Genomic DNA, 19,178 nt, shown 5'->3' with positions numbered 1-19,178 from the left:
TAAAAATGAGGTGTTGTAATTGATTAAAGGAGTTATTTTTGATTTTGATGGTTTAATTGTTGATACAGAATCCACTTGGTATGAGGCATTCAAAGAAGTGTTTTGGGAAAGTCATCATATTAGTTTGGATTTAATAGGATATTCTCATTGTATTGGAACTGGAAATGATGTTCTATACACTTACTTTCGGGAAATCGCTGGTGATTTAGTCAATTGTGAATTGATTGAAGAGTATGCAACACTTAGATATGAAGAAAAGATGGGAGTACCTGTACTTCGTGAAGGTGTGAAAGAATATTTAGATGAAGCTAAACAAAGTAATATGAAGATAGCGCTAGCTTCTAGTTCTTCAAAGCAGTGGGTGCACACCTACTTAGAGCGACTTAATATAATAGATTACTTTGAAGTTATTAATACAAAAGATGATGTGATTAAAATTAAACCAGATCCTGAACTATATCATAAAACACTTATGGACTTGGGGTTGTCACCAAAAGAAACGATAGTATTTGAAGATTCACTTAATGGATTGAGTGCAGCAAAACAGGCAGGGATTCGATGTATTATTGTTCCAAATAATGTTACAAGAAACCTTAAATTTGAGAATTTTGATGCTCGAATTGACTCCATGGCGGAAATCACATTAAGTGATTTATTAAAGAATTTAGAACGTAAAGGAGCAGTAAAATGATATTAGAGGCTGTGATGTTACAAGTTAAAACGGGTTTAGAAGAAAATTATGAGAATGCTTTTCGACAAGCATCAAAAATAATATCTTCAATGCCGGGTTATATAACCCATGAGTTACAACGTTGTATAGAAGGTAAGGGGAATTATTTACTATTAGTGAGTTGGGAAAGCCTAGAAGATCATGTAATTGGATTTAGAGAATCGAGCGAATATCAGGAATGGAAGAAACTTCTTCATCCATACTACGATCCATTTCCAGTTGTCGAACACTTTGAGAAAGTGCGTATATCCTAGAATATAAAATTAGACTTAGTTCTCTCCTAAAGAGTATTAAGTCTATTTTTATTAAAAGAAAGTATATAAAAAATATATCTTGTACGCTCTTTGTACTTAAAGGAACAATTACTCTGTTGCTTCGTGTTATATTTTATCTTTTATTTCTTCTCTTTAATTGGATTAAAGTTATTAATATACCTAAATTTATTACTATTAGAGTAGGTAATCCGAAGTAAAGAACATAAAGTATCCATTTCAATGCATCCTTTTCAGAAAGTAATTCCATTTTATTCACCTCAAGGAATTGTATGAAGTAAACTATACTCTAATGCGCATTACGACCAAAGATGGTGCTGGTCTGTTCTTTGAAAAGGCGGCAAAAGATTAATCAATCTTTTTATAAAAACCAAACTTAAATCTGATGGAACCCATTTTTGATAATCTTTTGTCAAAATGGGTTTTTATTATTTAGTTGGGAGCGCATATGAGTAAACTTTAATTTAAACCTACACAAAGCCTTCGTAAACGATAGTAACATGTTTTGAAAAGAACTTGGTATGTTTTATCTAGGTTATCTCAGAACAAAACATTGAAAATATTAATCAATTAGAAAAATGGGTATACTGTTAAAAAAACATCGGAGGGGTTATGTTGAAAAATAGACTAAATAATTTAGAAGCAACTCATTTTGAACATTCTAAAAAAGAATATAAAAAAATATTAAAGCAACTTCAATATCATTTGTTAAGCTTACAGCAGACTCTTTTAGAAGAAAAGATAGGACTAATACTTGCTTTTGAAGGAATGGATGCTGCAGGTAAAGGTGGCGCTATTAAACGATTAACACAGCGTTTAGACCCTAGAGGATATATAGTACATCCTATTTCTGCACCTCAGCCCCATGAATTGCGCTATCACTACCTGCAACGTTTTTGGAGAAAGCTGCCGCAACATGGACAAATAGGCATATTCGATCGCTCCTGGTATGGAAGAGTTTTAGTGGAGCGAGTGGAGAAGCTAGCAACTAAAGAGGAATGGAAACGAGCTTATAAAGAAATAAATCAATTCGAAAAAACATTATCAGCAGAAAATTACATTGTTATTAAGCATTGGATACATGTTTCAGAAGAAGAACAATTGAAACGATTTATAGAACGCAAAACCGATCCCTATAAAATGTGGAAGCTGACAGACGAGGACTGGCGAAATCGAGAAAAATATGGTCAGTATTTAGAGGCAGCCGAAGATATGTTTTCTAAAACTAATTGTACGGATGCACCATGGTTTATTGTTCATGGAGACGATAAATTACATGCTCGCCTAGTTGTTTTACAGAATATTATTCAAGAAATTGAAGACCAGCTGGATAAACGAGGGATTGAATACACTCCCATCACTGAAGAAGTTAAAGAAGACAAGGTGGAAGTTCAGGAGATGCAGGGAGATGAATAAATACTTATAATTATTAAATATTAGTTGTATTTATACACAAGTCATGATACATTATGTATATTAATACTAAAAACTTGTATATAAATTCATTGGAGGGATTTAATAATGAACAAAAAAGTTGTTTTAGCATATTCAGGCGGGTTAGATACATCAGTTGCAATTACGTGGTTAAAGGATGAAGGATACGATGTTGTAGCTGTTTGTTTAGACGTTGGTGAAGGAAAAGACCTTGCATTCGTGAAAAACAAAGCGCTTGAGGTTGGAGCGATTGAAAGTTATATGATTGATGCTAGGGAAGAATTCGCCAATGAATATGCATTGATCTCACTTCAAGCTCATACATGGTATGAGAATAAATATCCATTAGTTTCTGCTTTATCTCGTCCACTAATCTCGAAGAAATTAGTGGAAATTGCTGAACAAACGGGAGCAACTGCTGTTGCGCATGGTTGTACAGGAAAAGGGAATGACCAAGTTCGTTTCGAAGTTTCTATTAAAGCATTAAATCCTAACTTGGAAGTAATAGCACCGGTTCGTGAGTGGAGCTGGAGTCGTGAAGAAGAAATTGCTTACGCAAAAGAAAAAAATATCCCAATTCCTATTAACTTAGACAGCCCATTCTCTATCGATCAAAACCTTTGGGGTCGTGCAAATGAATGTGGCATTTTGGAAGATCCTTGGGCTGCTCCACCGGAAGAGGCTTATGATTTAACTGTTTCTTTGGAAAATGCTCCTGACACTGCTGATGTCATTGAAATTGAGTTTTTAAAAGGGGTACCTACATCCATAGACGGAGTTGCATATCCCTTACATGAATTAATATTAAAATTAAATGATTTGGCTGGAAAACACGGTGTTGGCCGTATTGACCACGTAGAAAATCGTTTAGTTGGTATTAAATCGCGTGAAGTGTATGAGATTCCTGGTGCGCATACCTTACTATTAGCACATAAAGAATTAGAAGATATAACTTTAGTAAAAGAATTAGCTCATTTTAAACCAGTAATGGAGAAAAAGTTAACGGAACTAATTTATGAAGGACTTTGGTTCTCACCACTTAGAACTGCACTAGAGGCATTCTTAAAGGAAACACAGCAGTATGTGAATGGTACAGTACGTGTGAAATTATTTAAAGGGCATGCAATTGTGGAAGGACGTAAATCACCGAATTCTCTATACAATGAGAAATTAGCAACATATACAAAAGATGATGAATTTAATCATGCTTCTGCTGTAGGATTTATCGAGTTATGGGGTCTTCCTACTAAAGTTCACGCAATGGTGAACAAGGGAGCGGAGAAGGTGGAAGTATGACAAAACTATGGGGAGGCAGATTTCAAAAATCTGCCGAACAATGGGTAGACGAATTTGGTGCATCTATCGGGTTCGACCAGGCTTTAGTAATGGAAGATATTGATGGAAGTATCGCGCATGTCCAAATGCTAGGAGACTGCAAAATACTTCCAGCAGAAGATGTTCAAAGTATTTTAGGTGGGCTTGTTCAATTGAAAAAATTAGCAACGGAAAACAAACTAGAGTTTTCCGTTGCCAATGAAGATATTCATTTAAATTTAGAAAAAATGCTAATTGATTTAATCGGACCAGTAGGTGGTAAGCTGCACACTGGGCGTAGTCGAAATGATCAGGTAGCAACAGATATGCATCTCTTTTTGAAAAATAGAGTACTGGAAATCATCAAGTTAATTGAGATTTTTCAGCAAACACTAGTAACACAAGCTGAAACGCATGTGGAAACACTTGCGCCAGGCTATACTCACTTGCAGCGTGCACAGCCAATTTCGTTTGCGCATCATTTAATGGCTTATTTTTGGATGTTAGAGCGTGACAAGGATCGTTTCAAAGATTCTATGAAGCGCATCGATATTTCACCGCTAGGAGCAGGAGCACTTGCAGGAACGACCTTCCCAATTGATCGCAAGATTGCCGCTGAATATCTTGGTTTTGCAAATGTCTATGAAAATAGTATGGACGCAGTAAGTGACCGTGATTTTATTTTAGAATTCTTAAGTAATTCTTCTATGCTGATGGCTCATTTATCTCGATTTGCAGAAGAAATTATATTATGGTCTAGCTCTGAATTTAACTTTATTGAACTGGATGATGCTTTTTCAACTGGCTCTAGTATTATGCCTCAAAAGAAAAATCCAGATATGGCCGAGTTAATCCGTGGAAAAACTGGCCGGGTATACGGCAATCTCATGGGATTACTGACTGTCATTAAGGGTCTTCCACTTGCTTACAACAAAGATATGCAAGAAGACAAAGAGGGCATGTTCGATACGGTACATACAATCGTTGGATCACTGAAGATTTTTGAAGGTATGGTTCGTACGATGATAGTACATACAGAACGCTTACATGAAACTGTACACAAAGACTTCTCGAATGCTACAGAGCTTGCTGACTATTTAGCAGCTAAAGGACTTCCTTTCCGTGAAGCACACGAAGTAACTGGTAAATTAGTTTTCCTTTGCATCCAAAGAGGCTATTTCTTGCTCGACTTACCACTGGAAGATCTCAAACAGGCAAGTAGCTTAATCGAGCCAGATATATATGATGTATTGTCTCCATTAGCCGCTGTTAGTAGAAGAAATTCTCTTGGTGGAACTGGATTCGAACAAGTAAAAATTCAAATTAAGGAAGCAAAGACACGACTTGCTTAAACCTAACAAAAGTGTAGACACTCAAAAAACGAGTTGTCTACATTTTTATGTGTTTTCCTCCATAAAAGAAATTCAAAAATAGTCTAAAAACCTTTAATTTATTGACAATTAAAAATTTTATACTTATAGTTAAATATGTAAAGGCTTACAATTTGCATTAAAACTAAAACGTTTTCGGAGTTGTCCTAAATTACTTTTCCATTGATAATTGTTTCTTTTATAAATCTAAAACGTTTTCGTAACTTAGTACAATACTTTTGGAGAGGGGGATATTAGTAATATGATAAGTTATTCGTTGGGTAAAGAAGAGCTTGAAAACTGGATTGTTTCAGAAACCGAATTCCAACCTGATTCACTTGGGAAAGCGGAAGCGATTATGCATCTTGGAAACGGTTATTTAGGGTTACGCTCTGCTACTGAAGAGCCCTATATGAAAGAAACTCGAAACTTATTTGTTGCTGGTACTTTTAATAAGGCTGAAGAAAATGAAGTAACAGAATTACCAAATATAGCAGATGTAACAAGATTAGATATTCGTGTTGACGGTGAACGATTCAGTCTTGAAATTGGAAAAACAAAGGATTACATAAGACAATTAAATTTAAAATATGCTGAGCTGATCAGAATTTTTGAATGGACCTCTCCGAAAGGAAAAGTACTTCAGTTTGAATTTAAACGATTTGTGTCACTAGATAATTTACATTTAATAGGTATGAAAATGTTTGTTAAAAGTTTATCAGACCCCGTTCAAATTTCATTTGATTCTGGGATTGACGCACAAATGAGTAATTCTGGGTCACAGCATTTTTTAGAAGGTGAACGCAGAATATTTGATAAAAAGAAGATTTTACTAGTCCAAACAACTAATCAGTCCAAAATAGATGTGGTTATCAACTCTTCACACAAAGTATTAGTTAATGACCAAGAAATAACGGATTATCCAGCAATGAACATGTCTCGTCGAAAAGTGTGGCTTACCTATAATATTAATCTTCAACCAAATGACAAAATGGAATTGGAAAAACTAACGACAGTGTACACTAGTCGAGATAAGGAATTTGACAATACCGAATACAATATTCAATTGCTAATGGATAAGTCACTAGAAGATTTGCGAAATAGTTCAATAAAAGGCTATGATTCACTCTTTCAATCACATAAAGAAGCATGGAATTATAGCATATGGAATGCTTACAAATTAGAGATTAATAGTGAAAATCCATATGATCAACTTGCATTGCGATTCTCACTATATCAGTTAACGATTATGGCTCCTGCACATGATGAACGAATGGGAGTTGCAGCAAAAGCATTGAGCGGAGAAGGTTATAAAGGGCATTCGTTTTGGGATACAGAAATATTTATACTTCCCTTTTTCATCTTTTCCAATCCAGCAATTGCAAAATCACTTTTAACCTATCGTTACTATGGCTTAGAAGGAGCTAGGGAAAAGGCAAGGGAAAATGGTTATAGTGGGGCTATGTTTCCTTGGGAGGCGGCTTGGCCAACTGACGGAGAAGTAACTCCAAAATTAGGAGATATTGATATCGTAACTGGAAAGCAAACGAAAATTTGGTCTGGAGTTATTGAGCAACATATTTCCGCTGACATCGCTTTTGCAATTTACCAATACTTTAATGTCACTGCTGATCAGGAATTTATGGACCATTATGGTTATGAAATAATTTTTGATACTGCAATTTTTTGGGCAAGTCGTCTTGAGTGGAATGAAAGGAAGCAAGAATACCATATTAACAATGTTATAGGTCCTGATGAGTATAAAGAGCATGTAAACAACAATGCTTTTACAAATTATATGGCTTTTTTTAATATAAAACTTGCAATCCGATATTACGAAACATTAATGAAAGATAATCCCAGCTTAATAGAAAAATTGACAATGAAGTTAGATTTAAAAACAGCTTATAAAACTTGGCAAACAAAAGCAGAAAAAATATATTTGCCTCAACCACGTGAACAAGATTTAGTTATCCCTCAAGATGATACTTACTTAAAATTAAAAGAAATTGATCTGACAAAATATAAAAATCAAGAAAAATTAAGAACTATATATCTATATTATAATCCACAACAAATTAATACTTTTCAAGTTACAAAACAAGCGGATACATTGCTCTTGTTTTACCTGTTACGACAAACTTTTTTACATGAAGACATTAAGTTATCGAATGAAGTAAAAGAAGCTAACTTCTATTATTACGAACCAAAAACATTACATGATTCTTCGTTAAGCTTAGCAACCCACTCTATTCTAGCGAATGATATAGGGGACACAGATTTTGCATATTCGTTATTTAGAAAAGCTACTGAAGTCGATTTAGGACCATTAATGAATACATCTGACGATGGGATACACGCAGCATCCATCGGAGGAATATGGAAAGCAGCCGTCTTTGGATTTGCGGGAATTAGACTCGTAGATGGGAAACTTACAATAAACCCGAAATTACCAAAGCAGTGGAATCATATGAAGCTTACGATTCATTGGCAAGGTCAACCTATAGGAATATTCCTTACAGATAATACTTTATCTGTAAAAGTCGAGCATAAGAAAAAAATAGAATTTGAGGTTTATGATCAAATCTATTATTGTGATGATGAAATAAATATAGAGTATGAATACGGCAAAAGGTAGTTATAAAATGATTTTTCATTTTATTCACTATAGAAATTCAAATTATAGGGGGAGGAATTTATATGAAGAACCAAAAAAGAACATGGAGTAGTCTATTTCTAATCGCTTTGCTATTAATACTAGGTGCTTGTAGTGGCGGTAACGATGGCGCAACTGGAAACGAAAAAAATGGCGATAGTGGTAAAGCTTCAGATCAGAAAATTACTATCTTCCAAAGTAAAGTGGAAATTACAGATCAGTTAGAGGCCCTTGCAGAGGAATATACGGCTGAAACTGGTGTGGAAGTAGAAGTATGGGGCACAACAGGTGACGATTATTTTGAACAGTTGCAAATTCGTATGAACAGTGACCAAGGTCCATCTATATTCAGTCTACAAAATGTTACAGAAGCAGAAAAAATGAAGTCGTATGTAGCTGATCTGTCAGCCGAATCATATGCAAAAGACATTGCTCCTGGAATGGAACTTAAAGTGGATGACCAAATTGTAGGAATACCATATGGTGTAGAAGGATTTGGATTAGTTTATAACAAGGATTTAGTAAAACCAGAAGATGTTGCTGACTATGATTCGTTTGTTAGCACTTTAGAAAAGTTCAAAGGAGAAGGGATTACTGGTCTTGGTCTATCGAAAGAAGCATATTTCCTAATTGGTCATATTAGTAACTATCCATTCTCATTGCAAAGCGATCACTACGAATTCATCGATAAGTTAACAAGTGGTGAGACAACAATGGCAGAAACGAAAGAATTTCAAGAGTTCGGGAAGTTCATGGAAGCTATTAAAGCAAACACTCCAAGTCCTTTAGATGTGACATATGACAAAGAAGTTGGTGACTTTGCTGCTGGAAAATCAGCGATGATCCATCAAGGAAATTGGGCTTATGGGATGCTTTCAGATTTTGACGTAGATTTTGAAGTAGGGATGTTGCCATTCCCACTAATGGGAACTGACAAATTAGCAGTCGGAGTTGGAAATAACTGGGCAGTCAATGGCAAAAAAGATGAAGCTGAAACGCAAGCTGCAAAAGATTTCTTAAACTGGATGTTCACAAGTGAAACAGGTCAGAAATACATTGTAGAGGAATTTGGCTTCGTACCTGCTCTTACGAGTATCGAAGCAAATGATTTAGATCCTTTATCACAAGATGTATTAAATGCATCTAATAGTGGTCAAACGATTCCTTGGGCACAAAACTATTACCCAGCTAATATCGTGCCAAACGACTTTGGTCCAAAAGCAGAAGAGTTCTTTTTATCAAAAGATATGACTGGCGAAGAATTTATAGAAAGCTTAGATGATGCTTGGAAGAACGCTGTAAAATAGTTTAACTTCAAAGGTTGATAGATACACAGGGGCTGGGCACACCATTTGAGGAGTGCCCAGTACTACTAATATGAACCATGGATAAACTAGGAGAAAGGAGTGTTTTGACATGCAAAACAAAAATAATAAAGGGTGGTATTTATTATTTACTGCTCCATTAACTATTATTTTTTTGACCGTGGTAGTTATTCCATTCGTAATTGGAATATATTATTCCTTTTTTAAGTGGGATGGCATTGCAGCTAACCCAAAAGTATTTGTAGGCTTTGATAATTTCATCCAGTTATTTGGTGATTCCCGTTTTCTAACATCTACGTGGAAGACAACATTATTCACCATTTTAGCAGTAATTTCAGTTAATATTGTTGGTCTTGTTTTTGCTCTGCTCGTGACATCTAAACTAAAAATAGCAAACGCTGCAAGAACAATGGTTTTTATGCCTTATCTAATTGGAGGATTAATATTAGGTTATATTTGGCAGTTTATTTTCTTAGATGTTTTTACACTAATAGGCGAGTTAACTGGTATGGATCATTTCTTTTTTAATTGGCTGATCGATAAGGATTTTGCTTTATATGCATTAGTATTTGTTTTTACTTGGCAAATGGCAGGATATATTATGATTATTTATATTGCAGGAATACAAAGTATACCGCAAGATGTCATGGAAGCTGCGATGATTGATGGTGCTAGTTGGTGGCAAAAATTAAAAAATATTACCTTCCCACTGTTAATGCCTGCTTTTACGATTAGCTTGTTTTTAACGCTTTCATCTGCATTTAAAATCTATGATGTTAACCTTTCTCTAACAGGTGGTGGACCTGCTAATTCTACGGAAATGTTCGCCATGAATATTTACAATGAGATCTTTGGATATGGTAATTATGGATATGGTCAGGCTAAGGCGATTATATTCTTCTTAATAGTAGCAGCAATTACACTCACACAAGTTTATATTACGAAAAAGAGGGAGGTAGAGTTGTAATGAAAAAATTTTATCGAGTATTAAAAGAGCTTTTACTCCTCATTACAGCGCTATTCTTTTTATCTCCCATCTATATCATTATTGTCAATTCATTTAAAAATCGACAGGAATTATATGAAAATGTGTTAGCACCACCTACAGAGTTCAGCTTCCAATATTATATAGAAGCAATGGACAAAATGAACTTTTTAAATGCATTAGCTAATTCGTTGTATATCACCATTATTTCTGTCTTAATCATTGTTGTATTGTCTTCCATGACTGCTTGGATGCTTGCAAGAACGGATAACAAACTAAGTAAAATTATTTTCATGGTGTTTATTGCAACAATGCTTATTCCTTTCCAAACGTTAATGATGCCTTTAATGCAATTTATGAGCACTATAACTAACTCTTTACATATTCCAATGATCAATACTCGCGAAGGTTTAATATTTATGCATATTGGTTTTAGTACTAGTATTTCTGTTTTCTTATATCATGGATTTGTTAAGTCTATCCCAATTACACTTGAGGAAGCAGCTACAATTGACGGTGCTTCGAAGTTTGGGGTTTTCTGGAGAATTATTTTCCCTATTTTAAAACCAATCACTGTAACGGTAATGATTTTAAACGTTATAAATATTTGGAATGATTATTTACTACCCTCATTAACACTTACTGATAAGGGGCTTCGTACAATCCCACTTTCTACTTTTTATTTCTTTGGGCAATTTACTATTCAATGGAACCTTGCTATGGCAGGCTTGATGCTTACCATAATTCCTGTAGTAATTTTCTATGTACTTGCACAAAAACATATTATTAAAGGAATCGGGGAAGGGGCAGTGAAATAAAAACTATTACTTCAGGAGGTAACAACATGCGTGAGTTTTCAGGTTTCCCGGGAGTATTGTACAGTACAACAGAATGGGTTATGCGATTTTCTGTTATTAATATTTTATGGATGATAATCAATGTTCCAATCATAATTATTGTTTTAAGTATATACGCAAATAATTTTAGCATAGCGTTTGTAATTTACTATGTACCTTTATTAATTTTATTTCCTTTACTGTTTTTCCCTAGTACAACTGGATTGTTTGCGATGGCTCGTGATTGGGTGTTAAAGATTGATCATCCCTCTTTAACAAAAGCATATTTTTCGCATATTAGATCTAATTATAAAAAGAGTGTTGTGGCGGGGCTTGTTTTGACCTTACTTTGGCTAATATGGATTATCGACTTCTATTATTTTACGAATGAGCATGAACTATTCCGTCTAGTATTTTCGATTATGGGATTTGCATTATTTGTTTTTACGATTAACTTTTTTTCATTAAATGTGCATTTTCAAATGAATATTCGAGAATTGTTAAAGAACACTTTTTTAGTAATGATAGGGAGTCCGTTCTTATCTTTTGTAATTCTTATTAGTAATTTCTTGTTGTTTTACGTAAGTACTACAAAGCTTGTATTTTTGATACCACTTTTTATCGGATCATTAAGTGCCTATTTATCTTTTGCTGCATTTTATAGATTCTCATTGAAGATGCAGGAAAAAGCAATCATTAACAAAAGTACTTAAGTATACCTCATTACATTTAGAAAGAGAGTTATGAAATTGACTACTATTAAAGATGTTGCAAAAGAAGCTGGTGTATCTGTCAGCATTGTTTCAAAAGCCTTTAACAACTATACAGATGTGAATGAAAAGACGAGACAGAGAATTTTTGAGATTGCTGAGCAAATGGGCTATACACCAAATATTGTAGCTAAAAACCTATCATCTAAGAAACAAATGACGATTGGCTTAATATCTTCAGGGGTGCTCAATAATAGTGAAAAAGATAATAACGCATTTAATATATTCAAGGGTGTTTATACCGCAGTTTCAGCTAGTCAATTTGAATTGTCCATCTACCTAATAGATTCACAGCGTCAGAAACAAAAAAGCTATGCGAAGTATTGCCGCGAACGTAATATTGGCGGCGCACTTTTACAGGGAATACGTATAGATGATCCGTACTATATAGAGTTGATCGATACAAATATACCTTGCGTTGTACTTGATATTATTCCTGAAACGACTAATGGATTAGTAGGTAGCGTGTCTATTGATAATGTAAGGGCCAGCAAAGAAATGGCGATGTACTTATTTGAAAGAAATCACAGGGATATTGCAATAATCGCTGGTAGGAAGAACACTTATGTTAATTCAGAGCGCATAAAAGGAGTTCAAGAAGCCTTCAAAGAAAATGGCTTAGAGCTAAATTTAGAAGGAATCATGTATGCTGATTTTTCAGAGCAAGAAGCATATGAAATGTCAAAAAAATATTTAGAAACAAAGCGTCCTACTGCTTTTCTTTGTTTTAGCGATCTCATGGCATTTGGAGTTATGAAGGCAGTAAAAGAAGTAGGCTTGAAAGTTCCAGAGGATATCTCTATCACTGGTTTTGATGATTTAGTATTTAGTAGTTACACGGACCCACAGCTCACTACAATTGGTCAGGATTTTTTTGAAATAGGAAAACTGGCTGCGCAATTATTGGAAGACTTAATGGAAAATAACCTGGACCATAAGCATGTGAACGTTGAACATAAGTTAGTAGAAAGAGGAAGTGTGAAATCCATTTCATCAAGAAAGGAATGAATTTAATGACTCTTTACCCAAAAGCATTTATATACGATTTAGACGGTGTTATTACCGATTCAGCAGAATTTCACTATTTAGCATGGAACAAACTCGCTGAGGAACTTGGAATCTCATTTGACAGACAATTTAATGAGCGACTTAAAGGAATTAGCCGCATGGAATCACTTGAACTGATACTACAATTGAATAATTCTTTGGCAAGGTTGACTAATGAGGAAAAAGTAAAATTAGCTAATAAAAAGAATAAATACTATTTAGAATTAGCTGAATCTATTACTAAAGAAAACATCTTACCTGGTATTGAAAATTTGTTGATAAACAATAAAAAACACCAGATTAAAATTGCGCTTGGTTCAGCAAGTGAAAATGCAAAAAACATCATAGAAAAACTTGGACTCACAAGTTATTTCGATTATATTGTCGATGCCTCCAAAGTTAAAAAAGGAAAGCCAGATCCAGAAACCTTCACGACTGCTGCTGATTACTTTGGCATTCCTTATGAGGAGTGCATTGGGATTGAAGATGCTGCAGCAGGTATAGACGCACTGAACCAAGCAAAGATGTTTTCTGTAGGAATTGGTTCAGTAGAACATTTATCGCACGCGGACTATTTAGTAGAAAATACAGCAATGTTAGATTTTGAAGAAATTATTAACAAATACAGCGCAAAAAATAGCTGAGGTGAAATCTATTGACCTGGAAACTAACTAAAACAGAAATAGATAACCAAAACCTTCTGCTGGATGAAAGTCTTTTGTCTTTAGGGAATGGTTATCTAGGTGTTAGGGGAAATTTTGAAGAGGGCTATAATAGTGGATTTAGCTCCATTCGTGGTACATATATTAATGCTTTTCATGATGAAACGGAAATCAGTTATGGGGAGAAACTTCATGCATTTCCAGATATCCAACAGAAAATTTTGAATGTCATTGATGCTCAAACGATAAATATATATTTGGATGATGAACATTTTTCTTTATTTGATGGGGAAGTATTACATTTAGAACGAAATTTGCATATGGATGCAGGCTATTCCGAAAGAATTGTACATTGGAAATCTGCTAGAGGTAAGGAAGTCAAAATTCATTTTAAAAGAGTCATTTCGTTTGTTACGAAAGAATTGTTTGCGATAGAAGTTAAGATAGTGCCATTAAACAATATTCAACAAGTTAAAATTGTGTCAGTAGTGGATGGCAATGTATCAAACTTTGTCGATCCAAATGATCCTCGAGTTGCTTCAGGTCATGCAACAAGACTTCGTATTTCAGAAATTCGAAAAGAAGAAAATTTTAGCATTGTGAAAAATATCACGTTTGCAACAAAGCTAGAAGTTGCTTGTGTTACCTCTTCTATGATTGATATAGATGATTATGAATATGCAAGTAATATAACTGAAAGCAGTGTAGAAGAGACCTATTTATACAAGGGAAATGAGCCAATTCAATTTACCAAATTTAATGTGTATACAGACACATTAAGGCATGGTAATGCTGTTGTGGATGAGGCACTGTCTATTCAAGAACAATTAAAGGAGATATCTTTTGAAGATCTTTTGATAAAGCAAAAAGAGTACTTAGATAAGTTTTGGAGTATCGCGGATGTGAAAATCGGTGGAGATACTTCCCTTCAAGAAGGAATTCGTTTTAATCTTTATCAGCTTTTACAATCGGTTGGCAAAGACTCTGTGAGTAATATTGCAGCTAAAGGATTATCAGGAGAAGGATACGAGGGACACTATTTCTGGGATACTGAAATTTATATATTTCCAGTGTTCGTCATGACAAATCCAGAATTGGCAAAAAATCTATTAATCCAAAGATACTCTATTTTAGATAGTGCAAGAGCAAGAGCAAAGGAAATGGGTCATAAAAAAGGGGCGTTATTTCCATGGAGAACAATTACGGGACCTGAAAGTTCAGCATTCTTTCCAGCAGGTACAGCACAATATCACATCAGCGCAGACATAGCGTATAGTTATATTCAGTATTATTTAGTAACGAAGGATGATTCATTTTTAATGGATTATATGGCCGAACTTCTATTTGAAACTGCTCGTCTTTGGATCGATACTGGTCATATGAAAGATGGACAATTTAGAATTGATAGTGTGACGGGTCCTGACGAATATACATGTATTGTAAATAACAATTATTATACAAATGTCTTGGCAAAAAATAATTTGTTATGGGCTGCTAAGGCATATAATCTTTTGAAAGAAAAGGATAACAAGGTATTAGGTGAATTGAGCGATAGATTACAATTAACGGAATTAGAAGTGATCGAGTGGGTTAGTGCAGGGGAAAAGATGTACCTTCCATACGATGAAAGGTATAAAATCAATGCACAAGATGATAGTTTTTTACAAAAGGATCGCTGGGATTTTGAAAATACCCCGAAAGAAAAATTTCCACTTTTGCTAAATTATCATCCACTAACTCTTTATAGATATCAAGTTTGTAAACAAGCAGATACAGTACTTGCTCATTTTCTTTTGGAAGATGAACAGGATTTGGAAACGATGAATAGTTCCTATAATTACTATGAACAAATTACCACTCATGATTCTTCTTTATCTTCTTGTATATTTAGTGTGATGGCTTCCAAATTAGGTGACAACGCTAAAGCCTATGATTATTTTGGTAAAACAGCTCGATTAGACCTGGATAATACACATGGAAATACAAAAGACGGGCTTCATATGGCCAATATGGGAGGCACGTGGATAGCAATAGTTTATGGTTTTGCCGGTTTAAGAGTGAAAGAAAATGGTTTGTTTTTATCACCTTCCCTGCCGGAACTTTGGGATTCACTTGAGTTTAACTTGCAATATCAAAATCGAACAATAAATATTCAAATGGAAAGAAGCACAGTAACCTATTCCCTAGTAGAAGGTGAAAGTTTAACTATTTCACATAAGGGAGAAATGATTGAACTTGAAAGTGGAAAACTTCTGAAGATGGCGTTATAAAACAAAGTCGGTAGGATGGCCTTCGTATGACATTTTCTGTATGTCGTTTTTCTTATTGAGCTGATGAAAAGAAATGAGCGTTAATTCTGAAAGGAATTAACGCTTTTTTTTGTGCTCCAGCTATGCATATGAATTATAAGGTACAAGTTCCGAAACCCCGATGACAGAAGAGTGGTACAGCCAGCTGTTAGTACTATTTTGGTTGTTAGAATGATAGCAACTTCAAAGTTTTACTAAATTTCTTTTTACACAAAAGATTTTATACACGTACTATATACCATCTACATTTATAAAACCCTAACAAATAGCGTGAAGCCTACTAAATACTAAATAAACTATATTTCAGCAATAAATATTTAGTTAATATATCAATAAAAGCGTTTACATTTAGTAAAAGTCAGAATATAATGAAATTGTTAATAAAAAAGGAGGATTACTATGAAGTTAGTAAAATTTAAAGCTATTTTAGTTTTGTTTATTGCAGCAATTTTGTTATTAGCAGGTTGTAGTTCATCGTCAAGTGGAGACAAAACGTCTGATGGTAAAGTTAAACTCCGTTTTGCCACTTGGGACGTAGGCGATGATGTAAGCTTGCAACAGGATATGATTGATAAATTCAATGAAGCGAATGAAAATATCGAAGTGGTTTTAGAAGCATACGGAAGTGAATATGACACAAAAATTACAGCCGGTATGGGTGCTAAAGATGCCCCAGATATTATGTATATGTGGAACTATCCCCAATACAAGGATGCGCTAGAGCCTCTTGATTCCTATATCGAAAAAGAAGGTGCTGAGTACAAAGATAATTTCTATGAAACATTATGGAATTATAATTCTGCAGATGGGCAAATTTTAGGATTACCAGTTGGATACACGACGCATGTCGTCTACTATAATAAAGCGATTTTTGATGAAGCGGGAGTAGATTATCCAAAATCAGGTTGGACATGGGAGGATCTTCAAGAAACCGCTAAGAAAATATCAAATAAAGATTCAAAAGTAAGTGGTTTCGCTTTTTCAGGGAAACCCGATCCATACGATTTTGAAATGTTCCTATGGGGCAATAACACATCTTATGTTGATAAAGATGGAAATTTAAATGGAAACTTGAATTCAAAACAATCTGTAGAAGTATTTGAAATGTTCCAAAACATGGCGAAGGATGGTTCTGCAATCCCGACAGAAGGTTCTGGATCACAAGAAATGAAATCTGGTAAAGTTGCGATGTTTGTATATGGTGCATGGGGTTTAACTCCATTGAAAGAAGCTGGCATTGACTATGGCGTGGTAGAATTACCGTCATTTAAAGGCGGTAAAAGCGTCAGTATCTTAAGTTCTTCAGGGGTATCAATTTCTAAAAACTCTGAACATAAAGAGGAAGCATTCGAATTCCTTAAATTCTGGACCAATGAGGAAGCGAATAAGGAAAGAATTGGTTTTGAACTTCCAGTTTTAAAATCGGTTGTAGAAAGTGAGCAACTTGAACAGGACCCAGTGAAAAGTGTATTCTATTCAATGCTCGAAAAGAGTGACGGATATACGCCTGCATCTTTCATAGTTGAAGATTGGAGTAAAGTATCTGAGAATCTGACACAGACATTTGAATCTATTTTTAATCCAAGTACTTTACAGAATCCGAAAGAGGCATTAGATAGTGCTGTTGAGTAAAAATATAAATATTCATACGGTAAGGCACTTTTTAAGTGCTTTACCTTATTTTCTAAACCGATGAAGGGGTCATCTTATGCAAAATATATCAAAAAAAAGAACTAGCTATCAGCTAATAAATAAGAAAGTACCCTATTTATTTATCCTGCCGTGGATTATCGGGTTTTTGGTGTTCACTCTTGGACCACTAATTTTCTCATTAATCATGAGCTTTTTTAATTGGCCGATTACAAGTGAACCAACATTTGTGGGAATCGAAAATTATAAAACAATGTTTACGCAGGATCCACAATTCTATAAATCTATAATCATTACATTTAAATTTGCTGCAATTTTTGTACCACTGAATTTAGCGATTGCTTTAATTTTAGCGCTTCTCATAACTCAACCATTAAAAGGAATGAAATTTTTCCGTACAATCTTTTATTTACCAGCAGTTGTTTCAGGGGTTGCCATTTCTATTATTTGGGGTTGGATCTTCAACTCTGAGTATGGAATTTTAAATTATATACTATCGTTAATTGGTGTAGAAGGTCCAATGTGGCTTGTAGATCCTAAATGGGCAATTTTCACAATCGTAATTGCGAGTGCCTGGGGCGTCGGAATTATGATGTTAATCTTTTATACCAATATAAAAGGAATCCCAACAGAATTATATGAGGCAGCAGCGATTGACGGTGCTGGTCCATTACGTCAGTTTTTCAGTATTACGATTCCAAGTATTACACCGACAATTCTATTTAATGTGATTACATCTGTAATCGGAGCATTGCAGCAGCTGGCGTTGGTATTATTGTTAACCGGTGGCGGCCCGTTGAAATCAACCTATTTCTACGGACTATATGTGTATAACAATGCCTTCAAACATCATCAGCTTGGTTATGCAAGTGCAAACGCATGGTTTATGTTCATCGTGGTTTTACTGTTAACAATGGTAATCTTTAAGACATCATCCACATGGGTGTTCTATGAAAATGAAGTGAAAAAAGAAGGGAAGAAAGGAAGAAGAAAAAAATGAAGATGCCAAAAGGATTTAAAATTATCACGTTCAGCCTTCTAGGATTATTTTCACTTTACTTCATATCACCATTCGTGTGGGTAGTCCTTTCTGCATTAAAAACAGAGACTGAGGTTTTTAGTTATCCTCCAAAGATTTTTCCAGAAGTACTACAGTGGAAAAACTTCGTTGATGCTTGGAATAGTCAACCATTTGGCGTTTATTTAAAGAACTCAGTCATCGTTACTGTACTGACAACTATAGGTCAGTTACTATCCTGTTCGTTGGTTGCGTATGGATTTGCTAGATATAACTTCAAATATAAAAACGCTCTTTTCATCTTAATGTTAGCGACAATGATGATTCCTTGGGACGTCACAATGATTCCTCTATATATGGAATTCAATATGTTAGGGTGGATTAACACATTAAAACCATTGGTTATACCAGCGTTTTTTGGATCAGCATACTATATATTTTTGTTGAGACAATTTCTAATGAGTATACCGAAGGATCTTGAAAATGCAGCTAGAATTGATGGGGCAAACGAGTTTCAGATTTTCTTTAAAATTTTCGTGCCGATTATGAAAGCTCCACTTATTTTAATTGCAGTGCTCAATATTTTGTCAGTATGGAATGACTACCTTGGACCATTAATTTATTTGCAAGACCAATCAAAATATACATTAGCATTAGGGTTAGCGGCATTTAAAGGAGTTCATGATCTGCAGATTCTACCAATCATGTCGATTACTTTAGTCATGATCATTCCACCAGTTGTTATATTCCTAATTGCACAGAAGTATATCGTTGACGGTATTAGTGGTTCGGTTAAGTAA

At 34.6% G+C, this 19,178-nt stretch carries 16 protein-coding genes; all 16 read left to right on the top strand.

The window, feature by feature from the left end:
- Window positions 1-22 precede the first annotated feature (22 nt).
- The 16 genes from BLR36_RS07835 to BLR36_RS07760 all read left to right on the top strand — a co-directional run bounded on the left by BLR36_RS07835 (window position 23) and on the right by BLR36_RS07760 (window position 19,178).
- The gene (locus BLR36_RS07835) at window positions 23-691 is read left to right on the top strand and encodes an HAD family hydrolase (protein WP_139185074.1); all 669 of its coding nucleotides are present in this window, start codon (window positions 23-25) and stop codon (window positions 689-691) included.
- Window positions 688-984, top strand: coding sequence for an antibiotic biosynthesis monooxygenase family protein (locus tag BLR36_RS07830; protein ID WP_093061179.1), 297 nt, complete (start codon window positions 688-690; stop codon window positions 982-984). Before BLR36_RS07835 ends, BLR36_RS07830 begins: the two co-directional genes overlap by 4 nt.
- A 630-nt stretch (window positions 985-1,614) precedes the next feature.
- Window positions 1,615-2,418 carry a polyphosphate kinase 2 family protein gene (locus BLR36_RS07825; protein ID WP_093061178.1) on the top strand — a complete coding sequence of 268 codons (804 nt, stop codon included), beginning with the start codon at window positions 1,615-1,617 and terminating at the stop codon, window positions 2,416-2,418.
- A 105-nt stretch (window positions 2,419-2,523) separates the two neighbouring features.
- Window positions 2,524-3,732, top strand: coding sequence for an argininosuccinate synthase (locus BLR36_RS07820; RefSeq protein ID WP_093061177.1), 1,209 nt, complete (start codon window positions 2,524-2,526; stop codon window positions 3,730-3,732).
- The gene (argH, locus tag BLR36_RS07815; protein ID WP_093061176.1) at window positions 3,729-5,102 is read left to right on the top strand and encodes an argininosuccinate lyase; all 1,374 of its coding nucleotides are present in this window, start codon (window positions 3,729-3,731) and stop codon (window positions 5,100-5,102) included. Before BLR36_RS07820 ends, argH begins: the two co-directional genes overlap by 4 nt.
- Before the next feature lie 280 nt (window positions 5,103-5,382).
- Window positions 5,383-7,758 carry a glycoside hydrolase family 65 protein gene (locus BLR36_RS07810; RefSeq protein ID WP_093061175.1) on the top strand — a complete coding sequence of 792 codons (2,376 nt, stop codon included), beginning with the start codon at window positions 5,383-5,385 and terminating at the stop codon, window positions 7,756-7,758.
- Between the two features lie 62 nt (window positions 7,759-7,820).
- Complete coding sequence (locus BLR36_RS07805) at window positions 7,821-9,083, top strand: sugar ABC transporter substrate-binding protein (RefSeq protein WP_093061174.1); 1,263 nt, start codon at window positions 7,821-7,823, stop codon at window positions 9,081-9,083.
- 109 nt (window positions 9,084-9,192) lie between these two features.
- Window positions 9,193-10,068 carry a carbohydrate ABC transporter permease gene (locus BLR36_RS07800; protein WP_093061173.1) on the top strand — a complete coding sequence of 292 codons (876 nt, stop codon included), beginning with the start codon at window positions 9,193-9,195 and terminating at the stop codon, window positions 10,066-10,068.
- Window positions 10,068-10,904: a carbohydrate ABC transporter permease gene (locus BLR36_RS07795; RefSeq protein WP_093061172.1), complete on the top strand. Its 837-nt coding sequence runs from the start codon at window positions 10,068-10,070 to the stop codon at window positions 10,902-10,904. The genes BLR36_RS07800 and BLR36_RS07795 overlap by 1 nt, the downstream gene beginning before the upstream one ends.
- Before the next feature lie 26 nt (window positions 10,905-10,930).
- Window positions 10,931-11,635, top strand: coding sequence for a YesL family protein (locus tag BLR36_RS07790; RefSeq protein ID WP_093061171.1), 705 nt, complete (start codon window positions 10,931-10,933; stop codon window positions 11,633-11,635).
- Window positions 11,636-11,671: 36 nt separating this feature from the next.
- Entirely contained in the window at window positions 11,672-12,700 is a 1,029-nt protein-coding gene (locus tag BLR36_RS07785) for a LacI family DNA-binding transcriptional regulator (RefSeq protein ID WP_093061170.1), read from the top strand.
- Window positions 12,701-12,705: 5 nt separating this feature from the next.
- On the top strand, window positions 12,706-13,383 hold the full coding sequence (gene pgmB / locus BLR36_RS07780; RefSeq protein WP_093061257.1) for a beta-phosphoglucomutase: 678 nt from the start codon (window positions 12,706-12,708) through the stop codon (window positions 13,381-13,383).
- Window positions 13,384-13,394: 11 nt separating this feature from the next.
- Complete coding sequence (locus BLR36_RS07775) at window positions 13,395-15,671, top strand: glycoside hydrolase family 65 protein (RefSeq protein ID WP_093061169.1); 2,277 nt, start codon at window positions 13,395-13,397, stop codon at window positions 15,669-15,671.
- Between the two features lie 438 nt (window positions 15,672-16,109).
- Complete coding sequence (locus tag BLR36_RS07770) at window positions 16,110-17,342, top strand: ABC transporter substrate-binding protein (RefSeq protein WP_093061168.1); 1,233 nt, start codon at window positions 16,110-16,112, stop codon at window positions 17,340-17,342.
- 76 nt (window positions 17,343-17,418) lie between these two features.
- Window positions 17,419-18,360 (top strand): carbohydrate ABC transporter permease, encoded by a 942-nt coding sequence (locus BLR36_RS07765; protein WP_093061167.1) that lies wholly within the window; start codon window positions 17,419-17,421, stop codon window positions 18,358-18,360.
- Window positions 18,357-19,178 carry a carbohydrate ABC transporter permease gene (locus tag BLR36_RS07760; protein ID WP_093061166.1) on the top strand — a complete coding sequence of 274 codons (822 nt, stop codon included), beginning with the start codon at window positions 18,357-18,359 and terminating at the stop codon, window positions 19,176-19,178. Before BLR36_RS07765 ends, BLR36_RS07760 begins: the two co-directional genes overlap by 4 nt.

Origin of the sequence: Psychrobacillus sp. OK028, assembly GCF_900103605.1 — a bacterium.
Lineage (GTDB): Bacteria > Bacillota > Bacilli > Bacillales_A > Planococcaceae > Psychrobacillus.
Note: the sequence above shows the minus strand (reverse complement) of the source record. Positions and strands in the feature narration are given on the sequence as shown.